The sequence below is a fragment of the Streptosporangium sp. NPDC049248 genome, assembly GCF_040678965.1.
In the GTDB taxonomy this organism is placed as follows: Bacteria; Actinomycetota; Actinomycetes; order Streptosporangiales; family Streptosporangiaceae; genus Streptosporangium; species Streptosporangium fukuiense.
Window position 1 is genome coordinate 72,416 of sequence record NZ_JBFAQY010000029.1, and the last position, 25,532, is coordinate 97,947.

The window sequence follows — 25,532 nt, forward strand, 5'->3', positions numbered from 1 at the left end:
TGGGGTGTCCGGACGGTCGGACTTTCGCGCGGTGACGACCCGCGTCATCGCGTTCGCGCAGCTCATGCCTGGATCGGGCGGCTCCGCCGCGAGGCGCGGGATCGCCGGCCTGATGTTTCTCTTAAGAAAGTTTCCTAAGAGTTGTCGTGATACTAGCCTTGACAGATCGCTGTCACAACCCGTTCGGACGGTGAGTCCCGCCATCGCGGGCCGGGCGCGTTCCAAACGCGGGGAATCTCGCGCGCTGCCGGTTCACCGGGGCGCGATCCATCCGGTTAGCTATTAGATGTAACTTTTATCGGCATTTGGGGTGCCATTATTGCGGCATGTTGGAATCCCTCGGGCTCGATCCTGTGGAGGAACGCGTCTACCGGTTCCTGGTGACGACCGCGGAGGCGGACATCACCGACCTCATCGGGAATCTGGCCATCGATGCCGAGACGGCGGAGACGGTGCTGGTCTCCATGCGGGTCAGGGGGCTGATCAGAACGGTCTCTCCCGGCAGGCGGCGGTTCGCCGCGGTCGCGCCGGACATCGTGCTGGGCTCACAGCTCCTCCGCCACCAGCAGGCGCTCGACTGGGCGCGGCGCGAGGTGGAGCGACTGTCCGAGGAGTACCGGGACAACGCCCGCCGCCGCGACGCGGGCCTGCTGGTCGAGGTCCTGCCCAACCGCGTCGCGCTCCGCGAGCAGCTCGACCACCTGCAGGACAACGCCCGCCACGAGGTCCTCTACTTCTGCCGGGGTCGCGCGACCGTGATGCCCGCCGAGGAGAACGACGCCGAACCGGCCGCGCTGCGCCGCGGTGTCGACTACCGGGTGATCTACGAGCGGCCCCTGCTCAAGGAGCCCGGCATGCAGGCCAACGTGGCCTACGGCGTCAAGCTGGGCGAGCAGGCCAGGGCCGTGCCCTCGCTGCCGGTCCGGCTGACGGTCGTCGACCGGGAGATCGCCGTGCTGCCGCTGGTGCAGGAGACCGGGATCTCGGAACCGACGGCGGCGCTGGTCTGCGGCGGCCAGTTGCTGGAGGCGTTGATGGCACTCTTCGAGAGCTACTGGGAGCGGGCGACGCCGCTGCGGATCACCGAGGGGGGCGACCTCACCGAGGGGATGACGCCCTGCCCGCTCGGCCCCGACGACCTCTACCTGCTCTCGCTGCTGGTCGCGGGCGTGCCGGACAAGTCGATCGCCACCCAGCTGGGGATCAGCCAGCGGACCGTGCAGCGACGCGTCGCGAACATCACGGAACTCGCCGGCGCCCAGACCCGCACGCAACTGGCCTGGCGCGCCGCGACCGAACGCTGGCTCTGACCCGGTATCCGGCCGCGCCGCCGTCGCGAACGCCGTCGCGAACGGGAGACCCGGCGGGCTCCAGGAGCGCTACCGGGGCCCGCGTCTCCGAGCGGTGGGCCCGGCGCCGGGCCTACCGAGTCACGTCACCTGACGCCGTACGCGCGGAGTACGGTCTGCTCGACCGCGTTCCTGCCGCCCTTGCGGATCCTCTCCAGCGGCTTCTGCCCCCTGCTCGTAGGGGATCGTCGCGGCTGAAATCGGGGGCCGGAAGGCGAGGTCGTCCGCCGTCCAGTACTGCCACGGGCTGCTGTTCGTGGCGGCCGGTGGCACGACGGCCGGCGGGGCGCCCGTCTCGGCGGCGGTGACCATCTGCCCGAAGGTCCGGAGGAGGGACTAAGGGGTTGTGATCATCGGCACCGCGAAGAAGACGACCATGGCGATCGCCACCGCGATGATGAAGCCGACCACTTCCCAGGCCCAGTCGTGGTGGGAGACCTTCGCCTGCGCCTTGTGCCTGCGTGCCGCCCGGCGGCCCGCGCGCCTGCGGGATCCGGCCCGTCCGGAAAGACGGATTCCGCTCTCCGCCGTCCCGGCCTCGCCGGTCTCCGCCTCCGAATCGCCTCCCCGCGCGATCGTCGACTCGCTCCACTGCGCGTCGTACGACATCGAGGTGTGGTCCTGGGGCGCGGTGTGGTTCGGGGCGTCTTCCGGCTGGTCGACCCGCATGATCCAGCTGGGCAGGCGCAGCTGGGCACGGCCCGTCGGAGTGCTGAGATGGTCAGGCCGGGGAGACCAGGAGGGGAGGGTCGCCGGGTCCTCGCCCGAGGTCTCGTGCTGGGTCTCGTGCCGGGTCTCGTCGGCCTGGGCGTCTGTCGCGGTGCCGGTCGCGATGCCGGTCTCGGGGCCGGAGGGGGCGGCGTCCGCGAACCAGTCGACCTCGGCGGGCCGAACGGGGGCGGTGGCCCAGCTGGGCATCGGCGGTTGTGCCCGACCGGTTTCCGGGTCGGGGGCCGGTGCCGGAGTGGCCCAGGTGGGCATCGGCGGTTGTGCCCGACCGATGTCAGGGGTCTCCGCCTGCGCGGCCCTGACGGGGAAGAGAGGCCGGTGACGCTCGGCGTCGGAGAGCGCGTCGAGCTGGTCGGTCTGCAGGGGCCAGCCGGGGAGCGGGTGCGCGGTGGGGCGCGCGGTGGGTACGTCCTCCAGCACGTCCCCCGGCACGGGTCCGGGAGCCGGGACGCTCGCGAGGGGTATGCGAGGGGCCTCGACGGGTGCGGGGTCGGCGAGTGGATCAGTGGGCGGGGCGGCGGGCGCGGCCTCGGGGCGGGGCGCGGCGGCCACGAGCCTGTCGGTGTAGACGCGGGCCGCCCGCGCCTCGGGGCTGAGCGGGCGGAACAGGTTCTCCCGTACGGGGGGACCGTCGAGCACGTCCCCGGGGATGGGCGCCGACAGCGGCGCGGCCCGGCGCGGCCTGGGACGCTGGAGCCGGCGGCGAGGCCGCAGGGCCGCGGTGTCCAGGGCGGTGAGCACCGAGTCGCCGAGCTTGGGCAGCGGTTCGGTGCTGGCCTCGTGGGTGGAGACCACCTCGGGGTCCCTCGGCGCGAAGGGGTCGGGGAAGCGGTCGCCCGCCATGTGGTCCGGCGCGGGGAAGGCCGGGGCACCGGCCTGGGCACCGTTCTCCGGAGACGGTGGCGGCCAGGCGGGTGACGTCGGCCACAGTTGCCTGACCAGCGGGGACGCTGACCGCCTGCCGGCGGGGGCGAGCGGTGCCCGTGGTCCGAGCACGGCGGCGCGCAGCCCGGAGGGAGGGGTGGCCCAGGGGGCGAGGACGAGCACGTCGCGGACCGGGGCGACGGCGAGGGCGCCGAACACCTCGGTCAGATGCGCGGGGATCCGGGCCGAGGCCAGGGCGGCGCCCAGCGACTGGGCGAACCTGCGGCAGGCGCTCACCGTCAGCTCGTCGGCGGTGTCGACGGCCACGTCGAGCACCCAGGACAGCTCGGCGGCGTTCATCTCGCAGACGCCCGACAGGTACAGCACCTCGCGCTGGTGGGTGCGCAGCTCGCTCAGCACCCGCTCGACGAGGGCGGGGACCGGGTCCAGGCCGGTGACCGGGGGCGAGTAGACGATGTCGCGCAGGAAGATCTCGCGGCGGGCGAGCGCGTACAGCGCGGCGCGCGGGGGGTGGGTGTCCGTGACACTGGACAGAACGGTCACCAGGACGTCGAAGGCCGAGTCCGCGCTGCCCAACTGGTCGTGGGAGTAGGCGTACAGCCCTGCTGCGTGGCGGTCGTAGAGCTCGGCGATCAGTTCGCCGCGCGAGCGTTGACCGAGGAGCGGTTGGGTCACGGGACCGGCTTCCTCTGGTGGTTCGTCGAGCGTGGTGAAGAGCTGGGGCGGCTGTGAGGCCTGTGACATACGGTGCCAGAGGGGTCAACTCCAGCAATGTGGGTAATCATGTCAAGTCATGGGCACCTCCCGCACTACTGAATGCCCTTTTAGTGAGAAATACACATGTCGATCTACCCGGCAAAGCCGGGAAGACAGATCGGAGAAGTGGGGCATAGGCTGACCTGGGCCAGATTTTGGGGGCGGTTGGGGCAGGGGGCCGTAACCCGGCGACAACAAGAGGTTGTGCATGATCACATTCAACGGTGTCACCAAGCGCTACGCCGACGGCACCGTAGCGGTGGACAACCTGAGCCTTGAGGTGCCCACCGGGGAGATCACCGTCTTCGTCGGCCCGTCGGGGTGCGGCAAGACGACCTCCCTGCGCATGATCAACAGAATGATCGATGCCACCGAGGGCCGGATCCTCCTGGACGGCGTCGATGTCAAGACCATAGACCCGCCGACCCTGCGTCGGGGCATCGGCTACGTCATCCAGCAGGCCGGGCTCTTCCCGCACAGAAAGATCGTCGACAATGTGGCGACGGTCCCCCTGCTGCTCGGCTGGGAGAGGAAGAAGGCCCGCGACCGGGCGATGGAACTGCTGGAGCGGGTCGGGCTCGACCTGAAGCTGGCCGACCGCTACCCCTTCCAGCTCTCCGGCGGCCAGCAGCAGCGCGTCGGCGTGGCCCGCGCGCTCGCCGCCGACCCGCCGGTGCTGCTGATGGACGAGCCGTTCAGCGCGGTCGACCCGATCGTCCGGACCAGCCTGCAGGAGGAACTGCTGCGGCTCCAGGCCGAGTTGAACAAGACCATCGTGTTCGTCACCCACGACATCGACGAGGCGGTCAAGCTCGGCGACCGGGTGGCCGTCTTCCGGGTCGGGGGCCACCTGGCCCAGCTCGACGACCCCGCCACGCTGCTGGCCAGGCCCGCCGACGACTTCGTCCGCGAGTTCCTCGGCCGCGACCGGGGCATCCGGCGGCTCTCGTTCGTCTCGGCCGAGGGGGTACGGCTCCGCGCCGACCTGCTCGTCCCGGTCTCCACCGACGCCGCGTCGGCCTCGGCGCGCGCCGCCGGCGAGCCGTGGCTGGCCGTGGTGGACGCGGGGAACCGGCCGCTGGGCTGGGTCGCGGTCAAGGACCTGCCCGAGTCCGGCACTCTCGCCGAGTTGGAGCTCGCGCCGTACGGGACGTTCGTCAGCGGGCGCGACTCGCTGCGCGGCGCGCTGGACGCGACGCTGCTCTCGCCCTCGGGCAACGCCGTCGCGGTGGACGGCGAGGGCCGGGCGGTGGGCGTCGCCACCCGCGAGGCACTGGACGAGGCGCTGGCCGAGGTGGCGGGAAGTGTCGGCGGGTCCGCCGGGTCCGTCGGGAGCACCGGAGGTTCCGGCGGGCCCGTGAGGGGTGCGGGGAGTGCCGCTGGATCCAGCGGGTCCGCGGGAGGCACGGGGGACGCGGGTGAGTGAGGAACCCCTGGTCCGCTGGGACTGGATCGGCCGTAACTGGCCCACGATCCAGGGTCTGCTGGAGGACCACATCGTGATGGCGCTGGTGCCGATCGTCGTCGGGCTGCTCATCGCGCTCCCGCTCGGGCTGGCCGGAGTCCGCTGGCGCTGGCTCTACCAGCCGACCGTCGGCGTGATGAACGTGATCTACTCGCTGCCCTCGCTGGCCGTCTTCATCGTGCTCATCCCGGTCACCGGCCTCGCGACGCGGCTGACCGTGATGGTCCCGCTCACCTTCTATGCCATGGCGGTGCTGATCCCGGCGGTCGTCGACGGGCTCGGCTCGGTCCCCGACCACGTACGCCAGTCCGCGGTGGCCATGGGCTTCACCCCGCTGCGCAGGCTGCTCCAGGTCGAGTTGCCGATCGCGGTGCCGGTCGTGCTGGCCGGGCTCAGGGTGGCCACGGTCGCCAGCGTCAGCCTGGTCAGCGTCGGCGCGCTGGTCGGCAGGGGAGGGCTCGGCTACCTGTTCATCGACGGCTGGCAGCGGCAGTTCTACACCCCGATCGTGGTCGGCATCGTGCTGGTCGTGGTGCTCGCGGGCGTCGCCGACCTGCTGCTGATCCTGGCGCAGCGCCTGCTCACCCCGTGGTCACGGGCAAGGGGGTCCGCGTGAACCGACCGTTTGATCTCCTCGGAGACCCGGCCGGTGTGGTGGCCGTGGGTCTTGGCGGGGTTTCCAGTCGCAGCCTCGCCGAAGCCGGCGCCGGAAGTCGTACGTCACCGCATCCGGCGGGCACAGGTGGTCGACGATCCGGCGGGGTTCCCATCACCAGGTGGTCGTGGGTGAGGGAGGCCGCGTGAACTGGCTGATCGACTTCTTCGGCGACCCGGTCAACTGGTCGGGTCCGGACGGGATTCCCGCCCGGCTGCTCGAACACCTGGAGTTCGCCGGGCTCTCGCTGCTGCTGGCCATGCTGATCGCGCTCCCGCTGGGGCTGCTGATCGGCCACACCGGCCGGGGCGCCCTGCTGGTGGTCTCCATCGCCAACGCGGCCCGCGCCCTGCCGACGCTCGGCCTGCTCGTCCTCATCGTGCTGCTGATGGGGGTCGGCACCATCCTGCCGGTGTTGATCCCGCTGGTGGCGCTGGCCGTGCCGCCCATCCTGGTCAACACCTACGAGGGCATCCGCGGGGTGGACCCGGACCTGCGCGACGCCGCGTACGGCATGGGACTGCGGGGCGGGCAGGTGCTCGGCCGGGTGCTGGTGCCGGTCGCGCTGCCGCTCATCCTGCTCGGCCTGCGGCTGGCCGCCATCCAGGTGGTGGCGACCGCGACGGTGGCCGCGTACGTGGGCCTGGGCGGCCTCGGCCGCTTCATCATCGACGGTCTCGCGACCAAGAACTTCCCGAGCACGATCGGCGGAGCGGTTCTCGTAGCACTGCTGGCGCTTCTCGTTCAGCTCGGGTTCACCCTGGTACAGCGCGCAACGGTCTCCCCGGGGGTGAGCGAGCGCCAGACCATCCGATAGTCTCCATTACCCCCCGTTTTGGAAGGGAATAGCACCATGAAGCGCCTGTTCAGCACCGCGGCGATCCTTCTGTCCGCGGCGCTCACACTTACCGCGTGCGGCGGTGGAGACCCCCTCACCAGCGCGTCCCCGGCTCCCGCCGAATCCGGGTCCGCCTCCGAGCCGGCCGCCGGGAAGGTCGTCATCGGGTCGGCCAACTTCCCGGAGAACGTGCTGCTGGGAGAGATCTACTCGCAGGCCCTGGCCGCCAAGGGCGTCCAGGTCGAGGAGAAGTTCAACATCGGCAGCCGCGAGGTCCTGTACGACCAGGTCAAGAGCGGCGGCCTGACCATCCTGCCGGAGTACATCGGCTCGCTGCTCGCCTTCGTCGACAACACCGCCACGGCGAAGTCGAAGGACGACGTGGTCGCCGCGCTCAAGGAGAAGCTCCCGGCCGAGCTGGAGGTGCTGACGCCCGCCGCGGCCGAGGACAACAACTCGCTGACCGTCACCAAGGAGACCGCCACCAAGGAAGGTCTCACCACGATCGAGGACCTGGTCAAGGTCGCCAAGAACTACGCGGTGGGCGGCCCGCCGGAGTTCAAGAGCCGCCAGGAGAAGAACTTCAAGGACACCTACGGCCTGGAGTTCAAGGAGTGGAAGAAGACCGGCGACGCCACCGCCGACGCCATCAAGGACGGCACCGTCCAGGTCGGCAACGTCTTCACCACCGACCCGAAGATCATCATCAATGACCTGGTCTCCCTCCAGGACAACAAGAGCGCCTTCGCCGCGGAGAACATCGCCCCCCTGGTCAACAAGGCGGGCGTGAACGACACGGTGAAGACCACCCTCGACGCGGTCTCCGCCAAGCTGGACACCGCCGGCCTGGTCGCGCTGATGAAGCGCGTCGCGGTCGACAAGGACGACGCCGAAGCGGTCGCCAAGGACTGGCTCACCCAGAACGGCCTGCTGTAACGATTCCCCCGACCGGCCCCGGACGTCCCGTCCGGGGCCGGTTCGCGTTTCGGAGAACGGGGGAGACCGCTTCTCGACCTCAAAGGTTCGCGATCAGGTCACGAAGGCGGCCGGGTGGCCTGGTGTTGGCTAGCCTCACCGGCATGCCTCTCGCCTCGATTCCCAGTCCTTCCGAAGGGGTCTGGTATCTCGGGTTCATCCCGATCCGGGCCTACGCCCTGTGCTTCATCATCGCGATCGGCTTCGGCATCTGGCTGAGCGAGCGCCGCTGGCGCGCCCGCGGCGGCGAGAAGGGCACGATCGGCGACATCGCGATCCCCGCAGTGATCTTCGGCCTGATCGGGGCTCGCCTCTACCACGTCATCACCGACTGGCAGACCTACTTCGGCCCGCGCGCGATCAAGGAGCCCTACCAGGCGCTGTTCGTTTGGGAAGGCGGGCTCAGCATCTGGGGCGCGGTCGCTATGGGAGGCCTGGGCGTGTGGCTGGCCTGCCGCCGCCGGGGGCTGTCCCTGGGCGCCGTGGCCGACACGGTCGCGCCCGGTATCGCGTTCGGGCAGGCGATCGCCCGCTGGGGCAACTGGTTCAACCAGGAGCTGTACGGCGGTCCGACCACGTTGCCGTGGGGCCTGGAGATCGACCAGGCGCACGGCGGCGAGCCAGGCGTTCTCTACCACCCGACGTTCCTGTACGAGTCGCTGTGGGACGCGGCGCTCGGTTTCGGACTGATCCTGGCCGGCAGGCGGTTCACGCTGCGCCACGGCCGCCTGTTCGCCCTCTACGTCGCCGGCTACACGTTCGGGCGGTTCTGGATCGAGGGGCTGCGGATCGACCCGGTCGGCGGGGTGGACCACGCGGTGACGCTCCTGGGGCTGCGGATCAACCAGTGGACTTCGATCGTGCTGTTCATCGGCGCGTTGGTCTACCTCTGGGTGACTCGCGACAAGGACACCGAGGAGACCGTGGTGCCGACCTCACGACACAGGGCCCCGCACGAGGAGAACGGCGGGCAGGTCTCCGATCCTGACGCGACCATCACGCCGTGATACTCGCGAATACCGCTGTGGCAAATGCGCGCTTCGGGCTTTCCCCACTGGAGCGACATCCGCGCCTCGTCGCGGACTCCGGCGGAGAGAAGACCGTGGACGGAGCGCGGCGCCGACACTTACACCGCCTAACCCGCTCCCCCTTGCTTGGAGTCCGGCCAGTGGTGCGCCGAGCGGCCGGAGGCGGAGACGATGGCCGCGCCGTCGAGTTCGACGGTCGTCAGTTCGATGCCGCCCAGCGGCCACTCCACGGCGAACTCGAAGTTCTCGGCCGGGGGCAACGGCCACAGCCACAGCCCGAAGCCGCTGAACCCGAACTCGCCGCCGCGCATGCCGCTGCCCATCGGAGACCAGGACAGCTGAGGCCCGACCGGCGGATCGCCGGAGGTGCTCTTCGGGGGCCGTGCCCATTCGAGGGCGGTGGCCTTCGTGCCGTCGGCGAACCGCACGCCCAGCCGCAGCAGCGAGTCCGGCCGGTTGCCGCGCCCGAACGCCTGGGCGATCGGGGCCCCGGCCAGCTGCACGTACCACCAGTCCTCACCGGACAGGTCACCCTGCCTGGACACCACCTCCACATTCAGCATGCAGCCGGTGCTGAAGACCCGGATCGTCGGCAGGAGCACCACGACGTTCGCACTCCGGGCCACCACCCGCTCGACCGCGAGCACCGCTCCGATCTCCAGGGAGGACGGAGCCGACCAGGGCGGGAGCTCGGGGCGGGCGACGGGTTCCTGTTCTGTCGGTACGGGATCGAAGAACATCACTTCACGCTACTTAAGAACCGCCGATGCTGACAGGCGTCTTGTCGGCCCGGTGAACCTCGGGTAGAGCACGCCTTCGGCGACCCCCGCGCGGGCGGCGACCTCGTTCGGCGACGAGGATCACGTTGCGGGCCCGCTGAACGACCGAAAACCTTGCTCTGGCGAGTGCCCAGGGGTGCGGATCGGTGGCCGGGTCACGCGCCGAGCAGGCCGCGCACCCGGTCCGCGAACCAGCCGGGCCGTTGCAGCGGGATGCCGTGTCCGCAGTCCGCCACGATCTCCAGCTCGCTGCCCGGCAGGGCTTCGTGCAGCACGCGGGCCGACTCCCGCATCAGGCCCCGTTCACGCCCGCCGGCGAGGATCAGCGCCTCGCGGGGGAAACGCGACCAGGCGGGCGGCGGCGTGAAGCGCAGGTTCTCGCCGACCGCGGCGAGCAGAGTCTGCTTCGAGACGCTCGCGGACGTGCGGACGTAGTCGTCGAGCAGCGGGTCGGGGATGAACAGCTGCTTGGCCTGCAACCTGGCGAACCACCGCTGCCGGGCGAGCCCGGCGGTGGCACCGAGCAGGCCGAGGGTGAACCCGGCGGCCGCGATGGGCTTGGCCTGCGCGCTGACCACGACCACGCGTTCCACGAGCTCGGGCCGGTGTGCGGCGAGCAGGACCGTCAGCTGCGCGCCCAGGGAGAACCCGGCGACGGAGACGCGACCGCCCACGTCGTGCAGGAGTTTCGTCAAGGCTTCGGCGGTGCGGGCATGGGAGTGATACGTCTCGTCCGCGCTGCGGTCGTGGCCGGGCAGGTCCGGGACGATCACCCGGTGGTCGTGCGCGAGACGTTCCCGCACCGGCTCCCACATCCAACCGGCGACACCGCCACCGTGCAGCAGGAGCACGGGCGGCGCGTCGGCGGGACCGTACGTCTCGACATGCATCTGGAACCGCTCCCGTCGCGTCGGCCGACGACCATGATGGCAGAGGGGGGTCGTCCGGCCGACGGCGCGCCCCGTCCGGTGCTGGTGGCGGTCCCCGCACCGGTACGGACGCCGGATCCGGGATCCACCTGGGGGTGGAGGACCTCGGCCAGGCCGCCGCAGACAAGGACCGGATGGCCGCGCCGAAGCTACCGGGAACGCATCCGCTCTGTGCGCGCTCCGTGCCGGCCGGTGTGGAGTGAGAACGTTCGAAGCATGCCGACGGCCAACACCGGGATTCCGACGATCCAGCAGATCAGCCCCGTTTTGAAGCCCTTGTTGACGTGCTCGCCGTTGCCCTGGACCTCGGGTGCGAGAGCTGAGGCGATCACCGGAAGCAGGAGCAGCGCGACACCCGCGAGGGCAAGTGCCGCACCGGCCAGGACCGACTGTGCCCGCCGGTACGGACGAGCCACCAGCAGGGTCAGGATCACGGCACACACCACGGCAGGCAGTACCACCTTGCCCGTCCAGTGCAGCAGCATCGTCGTTCCGTACCACCGCTCATCGGGAATCGACTCCTCGAAGTACACCGCGGGGGCCGGCGGACCAAGGAGATCCCTGATCGTCCCCAGCAGGCCGCCACCGATCAGTGCCCCGATGAACACGGCCCATCGCCATCCGGTCCGCGAACCACCGGCCAGTGCGACGGCGACACCGACGGCGGCGAGCAAGCCGAGCAGCACGCCCTTGCTCGCTCCGTTGGCGAACGGCACCCACTGGTTCCACGGGTAGTTCTGCACGGTGACGGCCGTCCACGCGCCGACGGCGCCCCAGATCAGGACGCCGACGGCGATCCCGATGGACAGCACATCCCTGATGCGCTCCCTGTCGATCAGGTGATCGTTCATCCTGTCCGAGCACTTTCTCGCCGTAGCGGGATGCGCGGAAGGAACGCGCTGAGCATGAGGACGAGTTCCAGCACGAGCAGAAACAGCGCGATATAGAGACCGGGGCGTACGTCCGCGCTGTAGCCGGGTAGATGCAAGCTGAACAAGTCGTCCCGGGAGATGTATCCGATCTGCTCTTCGGGTTTGGTGGAATCATCGAGCGGGCGTAACTCGGATATCACCTCGATCTCGTTGGAGAACGTCCCTCCGACCGAGTAAACGCTCAACCACTGCCACGTCGTGAGGACGACGCCGAGGACGACGAGGGTGAGCGCGGCAGGCCGGCTCCATCGTGACGCGGTAGCAACGCCGCGCAGGTTCCACAGCAGCGCGGCGGCTACTCCCAGCAGCACCGCGACCGACCAGGCGGTGGAGGCCTGCCAGGCGTTCACCGTCGACTGCTCGGTGCGGTCCCCGTACTCATCCGAGACCGCCCAGGTGATACCGAACCACTCCCAGAAACTCACCGCGAGCAGCAGTACCGCGACCCCGAGCACACCCCATTCACGAGGCCCCCATCGAGAAGCACCAAGATCAGCTGACATGAGGGGTAAGTAAACACCAAATACGGGTTTTGCGGAGTGGATGTGACAATAAAGGCTTTCCTGACCGATGGTGTCTCAGTGTCATCCCGCGCACATGTGCTTTCCGGGGTTTTCGTGGGAATTCTTCTCCTGGTGCTCGCTCAGCAATCCGGCGCTGCCCCGGTTGAGCGGAGTTCGAACCAGGTGACGGTTCCGGTGGAGTCGCGGTGAAAGCCCCAGCGGGTGGCGAGGTCGTTGACGAGGAGGAGTCCTCGGCCGCCGGTGGCCCCTGGGCCGGGCTTTCTCGTACAGGGAATCTCTGAGGTGCCGGGGTCCTGGACGGTGATCAGTGCGCCGTAGGGGAGGAAGGCGACCGTGACGACGAACTCTCGTGGCGGGTCGGCCGGTCCGGTGTCGAGTGGTCGGGCATCGAGTGGTCCGCTGGAGTGTTCGACGGCGTTGGTGGCGAGTTCGCTGGTCAGGAGTACGGCGTCGTCGTGGAGTGGGTGGTCGTCGCCGAGGAGTTCGGCGACGAAGACGCGTGCGGGCCTGACCTGGTCGGGAGTGGCCGCGAACCGTTGAGAGATGACGGGCGTGTGGCCCAGGGGTGCCGACCAGCCGGGGATCCGTCCCAGGTGCGGTGACCGTACGGCGCCGTCGGCCGTTGTGCGGAAGCGGTCAGCGAGCACGCCGACGAGTACGGCCAGGAGTCGTGCTGCCATCTCGGTCACCTCCCGTGCGCGCGATCCTGTTCTGCTCGGGGTTTCTGGCGCCCTTGACGTCCGTGCTGCTTTCGGGGCGCGGGGCTTCTGCCCTGGAGAGGGGGTGGTTGGGCTGGCCGGGGGCGAGATGGGGACAGAAGTTTTCGATGTGCTGCATCTGGGCGGCCAGTTCGGTGGGAGTGTCGGCCTCGATCAGGCCGACGTGCTGTCGGCACCAGGCGGGGGAGAGCGCCCACCAGTGTCCGGTGGCCTTGCCGTACCAGAAGTGCCAGCCGGTGAACCGCAGCGCCAGCGCACGCGGAACCCGGTCGTATCCGTCGTCTCGCGATGTGCACTGCAGAAGCTCGGTGGTCTGGCAGGGATCCATGGTGATCACTGGTGAGGGATCGCCCGACATATCTTCTCCCGGTGAGATCAAGTAACTCTGTGTAATTCCCTTCCAAGAGAAGCGCAGCTGGGTGACGATGAAAGGAGCCTCGTAGGGGCCCGCGTCGAGGGCCGCCTTGAAGGCCAGGTCAGTCGCGAGGGGGCCGCTTCCTGGCCTACAGGTGGTGAGCGAAAGGAGCCGGGGCGTGGAGGGTCTGACGATCGAGGAACTGATCAAGCAGTCCAGGCAGGCCAAGGGCCTCACTCAGGCGAGCCTCGCCGACCGGCTCGCCCGAGCTTCAGGGCAGTCCACGATCACTCGCAACGAGATCTCCCGCTGGGAGCGCGGCAGGCGGTTGCCCCTGGCCTGGCTGCCGTGGTTGAGCATCGTGCTGGATCTCCCGCTGGCTCTACTGGACCAGGCGGTCGTGCTGTCCCGCGCCAAACGACTGGGCGTCACCCCGCCCAGCGTGAACGGTGATCGTCTGACACTGTTCAGCGACGGCTGGACGCGCGAGAGCAACGAGGCGATGGCCGCCGGGCTGGTCATCGAGAGCGAAGCCATGTCGGAGGAGTCCGCGCTCCGCGTCGCCCACGAGTGGCTGATCGTGGAGCCGCCACAGCTCCATGAGATTCGGACGGGACGCCGTGTCGGTCACTCGTTGGTCGGCAAGATCGAGACTCGGGTCGACCATTTGCGGCACCTCGATGACTACGTGGGCGGTACAGACCTGCACACGCTTGTCTCTCAAGAGCTGGAGGCGACCGCCACAGTCGCCAAGGAGGCCGCGTACCGCGAGGACGTGGGCCGCCGACTTCTGAAAGCGGTGGGAGAGCTCTGCCAGCTCGCGGGATGGGTGGCCTCCGACGCGGGACTGTACGGTCGCGCTCGTACCTATTACGTCAAAGGCATTCAAGCCGCGCATGTCGCTGAAGATGAGCCGACGGCGGCCAATCTGCTGTCCTCGTTGAGCTACCAGATGGCCAATGTGGGAGACCCCAGGGAAGCGGCCATGATGGCCCGTACGGCGGTCAAGGGCGCTGAGCGATCAAGCACCCCGCTCACCCGCGCCCTGCTACTGGAACGGGTGGCCTGGGCACACGCCAAGGCCGGAGACTCAGCGATCACCGAACGGGCACTCGGCGAGGTCGACCGGGTGTTCGAGCAGCACGAAGACGGCGATGATGACCCGAAGTGGGTCTACTGGCTGGACCGAGGTGAGGTCGACGTGATGGCCGGCCGGTGCTTCACCGAACTCGGCCGCCCGCTCAGGGCCGAACCGTTGCTCACCCAGGGCATCGACACCTACGACGCCACGCACGCACGGGAGGTTTCGCTCTACCTGAGCTGGCTCGCCGATGCCTACGCTCAGGCCCGCGAGATCGAACAAGCCACCGAGGCCGCATCGAAGTCGTTGAACCTGGCGGTCAAGGTCAACTCAGCCCGCGTCACCGACCGCATAGAGACCATCCGGTCCCGCCTCCGGCCCTTCGCGGACACCGCCGCGGTTCGAAGATTCGAGGACCTTTACCAATCGACGGTAGACGCGATCTGACCAGTCGAAAGTCGAGCGGCCATTACTGGGGCACGCAGGAACGACGCCACGGGGCGTGGTCACGCCACCGGCTCGCTGCCGAGGCGGTCACTCGACTCAGGGCTCGCCAGCGCACCAACTACTACGAGATGTGCACCAGCCAGACCAACGTCGACATCCACGGGGTCGCTGTCGCGGTCGAACTCGGTGACGGTCCCCAGGCGGTGAGCCGGGGAAAGACGGTCCGACTCCCAAAGGGCCTACAGGCCAATCGCGTTGGGTACCACCACCTCGACTACGCCCGCGCCCTGCTCTGGTGCGGCCACCGCGAGGCCGCCACCGCCGAACTGGAACACGCCGAGAAGGCGGCCCCCTCCTCATCCGCAACCACCCCATGGCCCGCAAAGCCGTACGAACCCTGCTGGACCTGGAGCGCTACAACTACAGAGAACGCATCCGCCGCCTCGGCGTCCGCATGCACATCCTTTGAAACATCCGGTCTCTGATGTGTCATGAGCCTGGGATCGGTGAGGCGATCCTGCGTCTGCCGGCCACAGCCTGGACCCCGCCCTACGACGCCGACGGTCACACGCGGTCAGGTGAGTGGGTCGCTGAGATCACCGGCATGCTGAACCTGGCCTCCTGGCCCAGCGGAATGCGCGTCATCGTCCGTAAAGAACGCTCGCATCCGGGCGCGCCCGCGCTTCACCGACCCAGACGGGCACCGCTTCACCTGCTTCGTCACCAACACCCCTGGCGGGCAACTTCCCGAGCCGAGGATCGCATTCGCACCGCCAAGGACACCGGCCTGCGCAACCTGCCGCTGCACGACTTTACCCAGAAACAAATCTGGTGCGAGATCGTCGCCCTGGCCTGCGAACTCATCTCCTGGATGCAATTGCTCGCCCTGAACGGCCCCGCCCGCCGCTGGGAACCCAAACGCCTGAGACTGAGCATGTTCGCCATCGCCGGGCGCCTGGTCCGCGGCGGCCGACGGCTCCGGCTGCGCATCGCCGCCCGATGGCCCTGGGCACCGCAGATCATCACCGCCGTCACCCGCCTGCAAGCCTTACCCGCACCAACCTGACCAGCACCAATCCGCCCCACCAACCAAGAAAGGAGCCCGGGGTCCGTGGAACCCCGCCTACCCGGCGTGACAGCCGGGCCACCACGCTGACCAGGAACCGAAATCAACTCTCAGCCGGATGCCTCGGCCAACCACACGAAGATCGTGAAAGATCGAGGCTAGTCAGCGGCGAACTCGAACGGGAGTCTTTGGTAAACAAGGAAGAGCGGCGTTAGTGACCTGGCTGTGTCTCAGCAGGGCCAGGTAGAGGCACTTACTATGTAGGTGCCCTTTGGCTCCGGGCTGAACCAGATATCGAGAGTGATCTCTGTGCCCTCGACCTCTTTGATGATGCATCCCAGCTCTTTAGTGGAGTGCTCAGCGGGGGTGATCTTCCAGCCGTTGCGCTGGGCAAGGTCCCGATAGAAGGATTCGATGGCTTTGGACGAGCTGTGCTGCTCTGGCGGGCGGTAGGAACGGCTGATAGTGGGATAGTGGTCGTCGGTGTCGCCGCATTCATGGTCGCGCTCTCCGAGCGGGACGGCGCCAGTTGGGGCGGCATCCAGGACGTCGAGCGGCGTCAGGGCCGCTTCGACACGGTCGTACAGCTCGTCGCAGATCCTACGATGCTCCCAGATCTCGGAGATCAGAGGAGCGGCAGCAATACCGGCTACTACGAGAAAAGCCACGGCCACCATCAGTGGCCAGCGAAGCGCCCTTTTCATGATAAAAACCATAGCGGCTTCAATGACCTTACGAAATGAACTTCGAGTTCTTTTTAATTTAAACAGCTGGTGAAGAAGGCCGGGCTGAGGTGAGATGAGCCTCCGGTGAGACGGAAATCGACGCGCTGACCGACGCTGAGTGTCGGTTAGCGCCGGCTGGGGCTAATAGGGTGCAGACGGCACGGTTCGCGCGCTGTTCAAGCGTCGCTGGCAGATCTGTCGAGCGGTCGGTGGTCCGCCACCGCATTCACCCCCGCGTTTGCGCGGTGGGCGAACGCGCTGTCGCAAACTATAAGCCATTTTTATCTTGTAGACCATCCAGGGCCCCGGCGTTGATTCACTTTGTCCCGGTTCGTCGGATTGATCAGATGGTGTAGACGGCGAAGGCGTCGTCGTGGTCGAGGAGGTCACGGCGGGCATGGGCGATGTTGGCGCGGTCGGCCAGGCGCATGGTGCTGATCGCCAGGTTGCGGAAACCAGCCAGGGCTCTGGGTGCGGTACCTGTCCTGAGCTGGGAGTGATCCTCCCGGAAAGTTACGTCGCGGACCCAGTGGAGCCGATTTTCCACCGACCAGTGCGCCCGCTCGTAATGGTTGAGATGAGCGGGCCCGGCCGCTTCAGCGGGCAGGCTGGTGATGCCGTACACGATTTCCTTGCTGGTCCAGACGCCGTCCAGGTCGCCGACGTCGCGGCGGAGCCGGAAGGCTTGGCGGGCACCGGGGAACAGGGCGTCGTCTGCTTCGGCGGTGCGGATGGTGCGGCGTTCGGTGCGGTCGTGCCCGTGATCGTCATCGATGGCGGTGGGCGCGCTCCAGTCGGCATCCGGGCCGGTCAACAGAGCCTGGGCGGCCGCGCGGGCCAGCGGCTGGTTACCCTTCAAAATGAGGATGTAGTGGGCGTCCAGATGCTGGGTGATCAGGCGGGCGGTGGCCTTGGTGGTGTGCAGCGCGTCCAGGGTCAAGACCGTCCCGGCCACGTCCAGCCGGGCCAGCAGAGCACGGGCGGCGGGTCCCTCCCCGCACTTGTCGGCGACCTGGCATTGGCCCAGGATTACGCCGTGCTCGTGGCTGATCGCCCCGACCAGGAAGACCCGCCCGCCCTGCTCGGTCCGGGCGCCGCGACAGGCCTTGCCATCCAGGGCGGCGCCGGGCAGCAGCCCGGCCGGGGCAGGATGGGTGACCTGTCGCTGAGCTGCGCGCCGCTGCTCACGCTCGACCGGCCCAGGGGGGTGGGGAATCCGCGGCGCCGGCGCCGCCCGGCGCACCACCTCGGCCACATAGCCGCTGATCGCCACATCCAGCGCGTCGGCGTCCAGGTCGGCCAGGACCCGACGGAAAGTCCGCTCACTGGGCACGACGAACAGGCCGGTGAACGGATCGCGATAGGCGCCCAGCCGCTCCAGCACCGCTTGCGAGGTCCGGGCGGCCCACTGCCAGATCGCCGCGACGCTGTCACCACCGACCACGAGCGTTGCGCACGCCGTCAACGTCAAGATGACCACCAGCGGATGCCGCAGCCCGCAGGCCGAGCGCCGCTCAGGCACGGCCGCCAATCGGCGCATCAACGCCGATTTCACCGCGACCGGATCAGTCGCCAACTCGGCTTCCCACAATGCCAGGTCGGCGAACTGGTCAAGACATGGGACGAGGCGAGAGCTGGTCAGGGAAGATGGGGACACGAGCGCGACTCCTGCGGCGGTCTTCGGATTCGAGACCTGAAAGATCAGCAGAAGTCGCGCTCTTTCGTCTTCCACCTGGCCAAACGCTCAACGTCGGCATACCGCATCAGAACCCGGGAACGCCGGGGCCCTGGTAGACCATCGGAGCCAATTGCTGCTTGGCGTGAAAAGCCTCATTCATTTTCTCCATGTCTGTCGTGAAGTGTTCTCCGTGAACTACCTGCTCGGATAGGGGGCTACGTATTTACAATTCACTATTTGTGCTTCCTTTGAGGCGGGAAAGCTGAAGCTCCTGCCGCACATTTGAGCCATCCCACCCGCAAATGCTTTTTGCATGAAGGCCTCGTTCGCTTTTTGCATGCATCCACCCAGGAGGTCTTGTGCGCCAGGGCCATAATAGCGGGAACTGCATTTGTTGTATTCGGCATTCCGGGTGCCGAGAGCCCCTTTGTTTTGCTCGTAGTACTTGACGGCTAGATCGTTTATTGCTCGGTCGAACTGGCTGTCCAAGGCGCGCCTATTCCACTCCTTGACGGCATCGTCATATTCTTTGGTCCCCTTTTTGTATTTATGGGGAGGAGTAAGGTCGGAAAATGCAAAACTTTCATGTATTTCTGCAACTTTTTTTGCTACGTCGCAGCCGAGACTCCAGCATGTCATGGCCATGCCAACGAAGTGTCTCAGAACATTTCTTGCCCAACCTTTGGACGTCTTGCCGTCAAAGTCCTTTATGCGTTCGTTGACAAACTCATCGGCCATTTCTGCAATGTTTTTTACTTCCGAGCACACTTTAAGAGCGAATTCGGCCCGACAGGCTTCGAACTCATTTTTGAATTTTACTGCACTGTCGGGGCCTGGACTTAGTAGCATGCCTGTACCGAAAGCTCCTCCATTTGCTTTTTTAGAGTCGGATGACTTTATTTTTTTCCACAGGGCTTTGAGAGTCTTCTCGTCATCCACAAAATCGGTGAAAACCTCGTAGAGGTCCCGCTCCTCTTTGGTCGCCTTCCAAAAGTCGCTCGGTGCCGGTTTTCCGTTAGTGGTGTATCCAATTCGTTGCGCCTCGTCATTTGAGAGCCCGGGATTCCATGGTTCCCAGTCCGGGAGTCCGTCGCTTCTATACAGGCCCGAGCCGTCGCCACCCCACGCGTTGTACGGCTGTCCCGGCTTTGGCCAGTTAATTCTCGTAATATCGAAACTCTTGGCGGAGAGCTTGTCGATGTGGGCGCTCATGTACGCGTTCATATCGAAGGACTGCCAGCTGGAGCTACCAGTTGTGCCGGTGATGGAGCTCGCGTTGTTGATCTGGATGGAGCTGTGTCCGGTTGGATCGCTATGGGTGAGGGGGCCCGCGTTGGCGTAGGTGTAGCGGTTGGCCTGGACCGATGGGTCGGGGTTGAGGGTGGCGGTGTCGCGGGAGGTGAAGGTGCCGGTGCCGGGTTGGTACCAGCGGGTGTGCATGTTGACCTTGCCGGTGTCGGGGTCGGTGTACTCGCCCTGGTAGCCGAGGGCGCGCTGGGTGCCGGAGCGGTGGGTGACGTTGCCGAAGGGGTCGTAGGCGGTCGAGTCGACCAGGGAGGTGCCGGAGAAGGTGGCGACCAGGTCGCCGTGCAGGTCGGTCATGGTCGCCAGGGCGGGGCCGGCGCCTTCCTGGAGGCTGAGCAGGCCGCCGAAGGGGTCGCGGCCGTACTTGGCCTGCAGGGCGCCCGCGCCGTCGGTGGTGGCGACGAGGTCGTTGCTCAGGCCGGAGTAGGTGAAGCGCTGCTGATCGGCACCCTTGGTACGCGACGTCATCCGGCCCAGGGCGTCGTAACCATAAGAGGCGTCACCGTCGTTGACGAGGCGGTCGAAGGCGTCGAAGGTGAGGTTGCGGGTGACGCCGGCCTTGGTCTCGGTGGCGGTGGTGCCGCGCGGGGTGTAGGTGTAGTCGGTCCCGGCACCGGAGGTCAGCCGGTTGCGCTGGTCGTAGACGAAGGTCTCGGCTCCGGCCTTGGTGCGGTTGCCGGAGGCGTCCCACTCGTAGGCGGTGACGGCACCGCCGGGGGCGGTCCAGGAGGTCAGGCGTCCGGCGCGGTCGTAGCCGTAGGTGTTGGTGCCCGCTCCGGCGGTGCCGGTGGTGGTCTTGGAGGTGAGGAGATCGTCCTTGTCCCACCCGTAGACGATCTTCGACAGTTCGGTGCCGGAGCTGTTCTTCACCGAGTGCGAGGTGAGCCGATCGACGGCGTCGTAGTCGTAGGTCTCGGTGTTGACCGGGTTCGCGGAGGTCTTGGTCTTGAGCCGGTCAGCGTTGTCGTAGCCGTAGGTCCAGGTGCGTCCCGTCACCGGGTCGCTCGCGGTCTTGAGCCGGTCCGCATCATCCCAGGTGTAGTTCGCCGTCCCTGCCGGGTCGACGCGCTGGGTGGGGTTGCCCACGGCGTCGTAGGTGTAGGCGGCGACCTGGTTGGTGGCCTTGGACACCTTGGTCAGCAGGCTGCGGTCGTTGTATTCGAGGGTGTAGTCACCGATCGCGGTGAGGCGGCCCGCTGCGTCGTAGGTGAGGTTCCGCGTCGGGGTGGTCACCGAGGCACCGCTACCGCTCTCCTCGACCACCTGGCCCAGCGGGTCGAAGGTACGGTCGATGCGCACCCCGCCCGGCTGCAGGGTGGCCACCGCGTTGCCGGAGGCGTCGTAGACGCTGGTCCAGGTCCGGTCGGCGGCGTTGGGGTAGGCCGTGGTGGCCGGTTCGATGACCGACTCGACCAGGCCGAGGGTGTTGTAGCCGGCCCAGGTCGCGTTGCCCCGGCCGTCGGTGGTGCGGGTACGCGCCCCGGTGGCGTCGTAGCCGAACGTCGAGGTGATCGACGTGCCCGCGGAGACCGGCTCGATGAGAGAGGTCATCCGGCCCAGCGCGTCGAACTGCCGCTGGGTGACGTGCCCCTCGCCGGAGGTGGTGCTGGTCGGGTTGCCGGCCGGGTCGTAACCGAAACCGAGGGTGCGGACGACGCTTCCGGTGCTGGTGAGGTCCTTGGTTGCGATCTTGCGTCCGGCGAGGTCGTATTCGGCCTCGGTGGCGTTGCCCAGCGCGTCAGCCACCTTGGTCTGCCTGCCGAGGAGGTCATAGGCGATGGTGGAGGTGTGGGTGAGCGGGTCGGTTACGTCGGTGACCTCACCGGCGGCGTTGACCACATAGGTGGTGGTCTTGGTCCCGGGGGCGGGTGCGATGCTCTTGGTGAGGTTGCCTGCGGTGTCGTAGGTCAGCCTGGTGGTGTGCGCGGCGGTGGTGGGGGTGCGCTCGATCTGCGTGCTGGTGATCTTCCGGCCCAGATCGTCGTAGGTGGCCTCGGTACGTGCCCCGGTGGGGTCGATCGCCGCGAGCTGCTCGCCCAGCAGGTCGTACTCCGCCACTCGCACGCCGCCCGGCCCGGAGGGGCCGGGTTCGGTGACCTTGACCGGGCGTCCCAGCGCGTCGTAGACGGTGGAGGTGACGTAGTTGCGCGGGTCGGTGACCGTGGTCTGACGGCCCGCCGCGTCGTAGCCGAAGCTGACCTTGGGGATGACGGCGCTGCCACCCGGCGGGGTGTAGGACGGGGCGATGGCCGAGGTGAGACGTCCGGCCTTGTCGAAGGTCGAGGTGAGCGTCCGTCCCTCGGCGTCGACCGTGTGGGTCGCCAGCCCGATGCTGTTGTAGCCGTACTTCTGGGTGGGGCGTCCGTCGGCGGCGGACCCGTTCTTTTCGATCTTCACCTGGGGAGCCTTCGTTTCCACGAGTTGACCGGCGAGGTCGTAGCGCATCGTGGTGGTGAAGTCGGCGGCGGTGGCACCGGAGGCGTTGCCGCGCGGGTCCGTGGTCGCGGTCAGCAGGCCGCGGTCGTCGTAGGTGCTGGTGGAGACCAGGTCGTCGGCCCCGTTCTCCACGGTCTGCCGGGTCACCAGGTTCAGCGCGTTGTAGGCGTAAACCGTGGACTCGGTACGGGTGGTGCCCGTACCGGTGAAGGTCTTCTGGGTGACGTTCCCGACCGCGTCGTACTCGAAGGCGGTCTTGCGTTTGAGGGCGGCCGGGTCGAACGTGGTGGAGGTGAGGCGGCCGGCGGCGTCGTAGACGTAGTCGGTGGTCGCCTTCCCGCCGCCGGTGACCTGCTTGACGAGGTTGCCGGCCGCGTCGTAGGCGTTGGCCTCCAGCACCACGTCGGCCGGGGTGGTGGAACCGTTCAACCGGACATCGTCACCGATCACCTCCGACAGGCGGTTGTCGGTGAAGTAGGTGTAGGCCGTCTTGCGGCCCATCGCGTCGACCTGACCGGCCAGTCGTCCGCCGGGGTCGTAGGAGCGCGACTCCAGCACCACATCCTGCGGGGCCTGCGGGCTGACCGGGCTCCCGGTCCAGTTCTTGATCGTGGTGGAGGCCGGCTCGCCGCGCTTGGTGTAGGCGTAGGTGAGAACGGTGCCCAGCGGGTCGGTCGTCGAGACCTGGGCGCCGGTGACGTCCCAGGCCGAGCGCACCACGCCGCCCTCGGGGTCGGTGACCGTCTCCACCCGGCCCTTGGCGTCGTAGGTGTAGGTGGTCGTACGGGCGGGGTCACCACCGGTCAGGTCGGCCACGGTGGTGGTGAGCTGGTTGCCGTCGGCGTCGTAGGTCAGCGTGGTCTTGGCGGTGTGGGTGACGTCGGTGACCTCGTTCTTCACCCCGGGCTCGGTCCGGGTGAGCAGGCGCCCGAGGTTGTCGTAGCTGAACGTCGTGGTGACCCCGGTGGGGTGAGCCTCCGACACCTGGGTGTTGGAGGTCACCCGGCCCAGCGCGTCGTAGGCGAGCTGGGTCTTCAGCCCCGAGGGGCTGGTCTGCTCGGCCAGGTCCCCTGCGGCGGTGTAGCGGTAGGTAGTCTCGTTGTTCTTGGAATCCTTGGCCGACTTGCGCAGGCCGGCCGGGGTGGTGCCGCCGCCGACGGCGGGTTCGGTGCCGTCGGTGTAGGTGAAGGTGGTCGAGCGGCCGCTGGGGAAGTCGGTGGTGGCCGGGGTGGTCTGCTTGAGTGTCTCGCCGTGCTGGCTGTACTCCCACTTGGTGGCGTAGGTGTTGTCGGTGGCGCTGGAGGAGCGCGCGTCCCGCGAGGCGATCGGCCGGTCGTTGCGGGGGTCGAACTGGTCGTTGGTGTTCAGGTAGTACGCGTGGTGCTCGGTCCGGCAGCTCTGGCACTGCTTGACCCCGACAAGGTTGCCTCGCTTGTCGTAGAAGCGCTCGGTCGCGTTGCCGTTCGGGTCGGTGACCTTGCTGAGGAATCCGCCGGTGTCGTACGCGTAGGTGGTGACCTTGAGAAGCTGGTCGGTCTGGCTGACCAGGCGGTAGCCGCGCCAGGCGTCGTAGACGTATTTCAGGGTCTCGTTACGCGGGTCGGTGACCGTCACGGTGGACTGGCCGGTCGTCCGGTTGTAGGCCAGGGCGCCGATCTGCCAGGTGCCCCCGTTGGCGTCGATGTGGGTGGTGAGCCGTTCGGTCGCCGGGTCGTAGGTGTTGGTCGCCCACACCCGCCCCGACGGCAGCGTGATCTTCGTCAGCTTGTTCGGGGCCTCGACCCGGGCGCCGTAATGGGCCGCAACCTCGGCCGCGGTCAGCGGCCGGTCATAGGCCGCGACCTCGTCGACGGTCCCGGCCAGCCCGCCGCCGATCCGGGTGATGTCACGGTTGTCGGCGACTATCGGCTGGGTCAGCGTTCCAACGGGGAGACCGTCGAGGTAGAGGGTCTGCTTGTCGGCGGCGATGCTGAACGCCAGGTGGTGCCAGGCGCCGTCGTTGACCGCCGCGGCCGAGACGATGGGCGAGGCCGTTGACCGCAGCGAGGCGCGCAGCTTGCCGTCGGTGCCCACCTGCACCACCGGGGTCAGCGAGCCGCTCAACTCTCCCGAGGAGATGAGGCGGCCCGTCCCGGTGGACTTGAACCACAGCTCCACCGCTCCCTGCTGGTATATCCGTGGCATGAGGCCTGCGGGCAGTTCCACATAGCCCGAGCTCGTCAGCTCGACCGCGGTGTCGGTGCTGCCGGCCAGCGCTCCCGGACGTCCCCGGGTCGCCCCGGAGTAGGAGGCCGGACCGGCGCCCCAGCCCAGGTCGGCCGCGTTGCCGGAGGCCTCACCCAGCCGCCAGTAACCGAACGGGTCGGCGTCCTGGACCGAGCTGCGATACAGCGACCCGGCGCCGTACTCGAAGCCGGTACACGCGGTCGTCGGCGCGCAGACCTCGGTCAGGCGGTCACCGGTGTAGGAGTAGGTCCAGGTCAGCGGTGCTCCGTTGACCGGGGCGGTGGACACGGTGGTGACGTGGTCGCCGGTCCAGGTGAACGACAGGGACCTGCCGCCGGTCGCGGTGACCTCACTCAGCTTGCCGTCAGTGCCGTAGGTCAGCTCCTGGCTGCGGCCCCGGCTGTCGGTCGCTCTCAGCAGACGACCTTGGGCGTCGAAAAGGTAGGTGGTGGACGACTTGTCCATCAGCCGCCAGCCGCCCCCGGTGACCGTGGCCAGGGTGGCGTAGGTGCCCGGCGGCGGCTGGAAGGCCCCGCCTCCCTTGTCGGCGAAACGCACCGTACGCCCGTCGGGGTAGGTCACCAGGAGTGCCTCGAAGCCCCGGATCGTCTCCGGCACGATCCGCATGTCGAAACGGGTCGACCAGCCCGCCCCGAACGCGCCGTCGCGCCGGGGGTCCATGCTGTTGTAGGAGCGCACCACCGACAGGGGCGGCCCCGCGGCGTTGACCACCGCGTCGGTGAAGGTCGTCGTGTAGTTACCGGTGGACTGGTAGAACTCCTGGCCGTTGATCCCTCGGGCCGACAGGTTCGAGGTGATCGTGGGCTGGCGCACTCCCATGGTGAAGGAACGCGTCGAGGAGTAGGCCCCCTGCCCGCCGATGGTGGAGGCGTCGGTGACGTACACCCGCCACCAGTACTCCTTGCCCCACGCCAGTAGCCCTTCGGGCAGCGTCCATCGGCCGGACAGTCCGCAGCAGATCCAGTCGTAGTCGTCGGAGTTCACGCAGTCGCCTGACATCGACGGATTGTCACAGACCTGGAAGTCGAAGCCGGCGACGCCGCCGTCCCACGATGTCACCGTTGCCGACAGCGTCGGCTGCAGCGTCATCACCAGTGCCTCGTCGGCGGGGGTCATGGAGGTGACCGTCGGAGCGGGGGGCAGCGGACATGCTCCCCGGTCCGCCCACACCCACGAGAAGTCGTTTTCCGGCCGTGTGGTGTTCGCGTACCCGGGGATGGCCTGAAGCGCCTCCCAGATCCGGCCGGCCGAGGCGACCCGCTCTCCCAGTGCGACCGCGTAGTTGGAGCGCCATGGTGAAACGCTTCCGCATGGAGGGTCCGCGAGCGCCTGCATCGACAACGCGGTCTGTTCTCGCTGTTTTTGCTGTTTCTTCAACAGGGAAGGAGCCGTCGTGCTGGAAGGCGCCGGTTCCTTGACAAAACGACCTTCGAGCGGCAGTGCCTTCTTCGGTGCGGCGACTTCCTTCGAAGGGGATTTCACCCGCGCCGTTGTCGCCGTGCGGTCCGTTCCCACGAGGGAGGGCAGACCGGCTGCCGTTCCGGACAGTTGAACCGGTGCCGGCTCGCTCTGTATGGCAAGGGACCCGATGGCCGGATTCAGATCGGCCACCGCCGACTCCGCCTGTAG

General features: G+C 67.9%; 18 protein-coding genes. 8 read left to right on the plus strand and 10 right to left on the minus strand.

Translation table 11 applies throughout. From position 1 onward, the window contains the following. Positions 1-326: 326 nt before the first annotated feature. Positions 327-1,310, plus strand: coding sequence for a helix-turn-helix domain-containing protein (locus tag AB0K21_RS36075; RefSeq protein WP_364156308.1), 984 nt, complete (start codon positions 327-329; stop codon positions 1,308-1,310). A 375-nt stretch (positions 1,311-1,685) separates the two neighbouring features. On the opposite strand, the gene AB0K21_RS36080 is transcribed toward AB0K21_RS36075, so the two are convergent. Beyond that, on the minus strand, positions 1,686-3,638 hold the full coding sequence (locus AB0K21_RS36080; protein WP_364156311.1) for a hypothetical protein: 1,953 nt from the start codon (positions 3,636-3,638) through the stop codon (positions 1,686-1,688). A 289-nt stretch (positions 3,639-3,927) separates the two neighbouring features. Between AB0K21_RS36080 and AB0K21_RS36085 the strand changes: the two genes are divergently transcribed. The 5 genes from AB0K21_RS36085 (at position 3,928) to lgt (ending at position 8,659) form a co-directional block, all read left to right on the plus strand. After that, positions 3,928-5,145, plus strand: a complete 1,218-nt coding sequence (locus AB0K21_RS36085) for an ABC transporter ATP-binding protein (protein ID WP_364156314.1) — start codon at positions 3,928-3,930, stop codon at positions 5,143-5,145. Further along, positions 5,138-5,800, plus strand: coding sequence for an ABC transporter permease subunit (locus AB0K21_RS36090; protein ID WP_343973111.1), 663 nt, complete (start codon positions 5,138-5,140; stop codon positions 5,798-5,800). Before AB0K21_RS36085 ends, AB0K21_RS36090 begins: the two co-directional genes overlap by 8 nt. 184 nt (positions 5,801-5,984) lie before the next feature. Next, positions 5,985-6,656 (plus strand): ABC transporter permease subunit, encoded by a 672-nt coding sequence (locus AB0K21_RS36095; protein ID WP_343973108.1) that lies wholly within the window; start codon positions 5,985-5,987, stop codon positions 6,654-6,656. Between the two features lie 36 nt (positions 6,657-6,692). Then, positions 6,693-7,613, plus strand: a complete 921-nt coding sequence (locus tag AB0K21_RS36100; protein ID WP_364156318.1) for an ABC transporter substrate-binding protein — start codon at positions 6,693-6,695, stop codon at positions 7,611-7,613. A gap of 143 nt (positions 7,614-7,756) precedes the next feature. Beyond that, entirely contained in the window at positions 7,757-8,659 is a 903-nt protein-coding gene (lgt, locus tag AB0K21_RS36105) for a prolipoprotein diacylglyceryl transferase (protein WP_364156321.1), read from the plus strand. 128 nt (positions 8,660-8,787) lie between these two features. Here the strand turns inward: lgt and AB0K21_RS36110 are convergent, their stop codons facing one another. The 6 genes from AB0K21_RS36110 to AB0K21_RS36135 form a co-directional block, all read right to left on the minus strand. Beyond that, a complete protein-coding gene (locus AB0K21_RS36110) occupies positions 8,788-9,420 on the minus strand; it encodes a hypothetical protein (RefSeq protein WP_364156324.1) in 633 nt (210 codons plus the stop codon). A gap of 194 nt (positions 9,421-9,614) precedes the next feature. Continuing rightward, on the minus strand, positions 9,615-10,349 hold the full coding sequence (locus AB0K21_RS36115; protein WP_364156327.1) for an alpha/beta hydrolase: 735 nt from the start codon (positions 10,347-10,349) through the stop codon (positions 9,615-9,617). Between the two features lie 188 nt (positions 10,350-10,537). Then, positions 10,538-11,239, minus strand: coding sequence for a hypothetical protein (locus AB0K21_RS36120; protein ID WP_364156330.1), 702 nt, complete (start codon positions 11,237-11,239; stop codon positions 10,538-10,540). After that, complete coding sequence (locus AB0K21_RS36125) at positions 11,236-11,775, minus strand: hypothetical protein (protein ID WP_364156333.1); 540 nt, start codon at positions 11,773-11,775, stop codon at positions 11,236-11,238. Before AB0K21_RS36125 ends, AB0K21_RS36120 begins: the two co-directional genes overlap by 4 nt. Positions 11,776-11,963: 188 nt before the next feature. After that, complete coding sequence (locus AB0K21_RS36130) at positions 11,964-12,524, minus strand: ATP-binding protein (protein WP_364156336.1); 561 nt, start codon at positions 12,522-12,524, stop codon at positions 11,964-11,966. Next, on the minus strand, positions 12,481-12,921 hold the full coding sequence (locus AB0K21_RS36135; protein ID WP_343973083.1) for a hypothetical protein: 441 nt from the start codon (positions 12,919-12,921) through the stop codon (positions 12,481-12,483). The genes AB0K21_RS36130 and AB0K21_RS36135 overlap by 44 nt, the downstream gene beginning before the upstream one ends. A 175-nt stretch (positions 12,922-13,096) precedes the next feature. Here AB0K21_RS36135 and AB0K21_RS36140 point away from each other — a divergent pair, with 175 nt between their 5' ends. Further along, positions 13,097-14,446 carry a helix-turn-helix transcriptional regulator gene (locus AB0K21_RS36140; RefSeq protein ID WP_364156340.1) on the plus strand — a complete coding sequence of 450 codons (1,350 nt, stop codon included), beginning with the start codon at positions 13,097-13,099 and terminating at the stop codon, positions 14,444-14,446. Positions 14,447-14,930: 484 nt separating this feature from the next. Beyond that, complete coding sequence (locus tag AB0K21_RS36145; RefSeq protein WP_364156343.1) at positions 14,931-15,512, plus strand: transposase; 582 nt, start codon at positions 14,931-14,933, stop codon at positions 15,510-15,512. Positions 15,513-15,742: 230 nt separating this feature from the next. Here the strand turns inward: AB0K21_RS36145 and AB0K21_RS36150 are convergent, their stop codons facing one another. The 3 genes from AB0K21_RS36150 to AB0K21_RS36160 all read right to left on the minus strand — a co-directional run bounded on the left by AB0K21_RS36150 (position 15,743) and on the right by AB0K21_RS36160 (position 25,280). After that, complete coding sequence (locus tag AB0K21_RS36150) at positions 15,743-16,216, minus strand: hypothetical protein (RefSeq protein ID WP_364156346.1); 474 nt, start codon at positions 16,214-16,216, stop codon at positions 15,743-15,745. Between the two features lie 364 nt (positions 16,217-16,580). After that, on the minus strand, positions 16,581-17,969 hold the full coding sequence (locus tag AB0K21_RS36155; RefSeq protein WP_364156349.1) for an ISAs1 family transposase: 1,389 nt from the start codon (positions 17,967-17,969) through the stop codon (positions 16,581-16,583). A gap of 141 nt (positions 17,970-18,110) precedes the next feature. Beyond that, positions 18,111-25,280: a LamG-like jellyroll fold domain-containing protein gene (locus tag AB0K21_RS36160; RefSeq protein WP_364156352.1), complete on the minus strand. Its 7,170-nt coding sequence runs from the start codon at positions 25,278-25,280 to the stop codon at positions 18,111-18,113. Positions 25,281-25,532 lie beyond the last annotated feature (252 nt).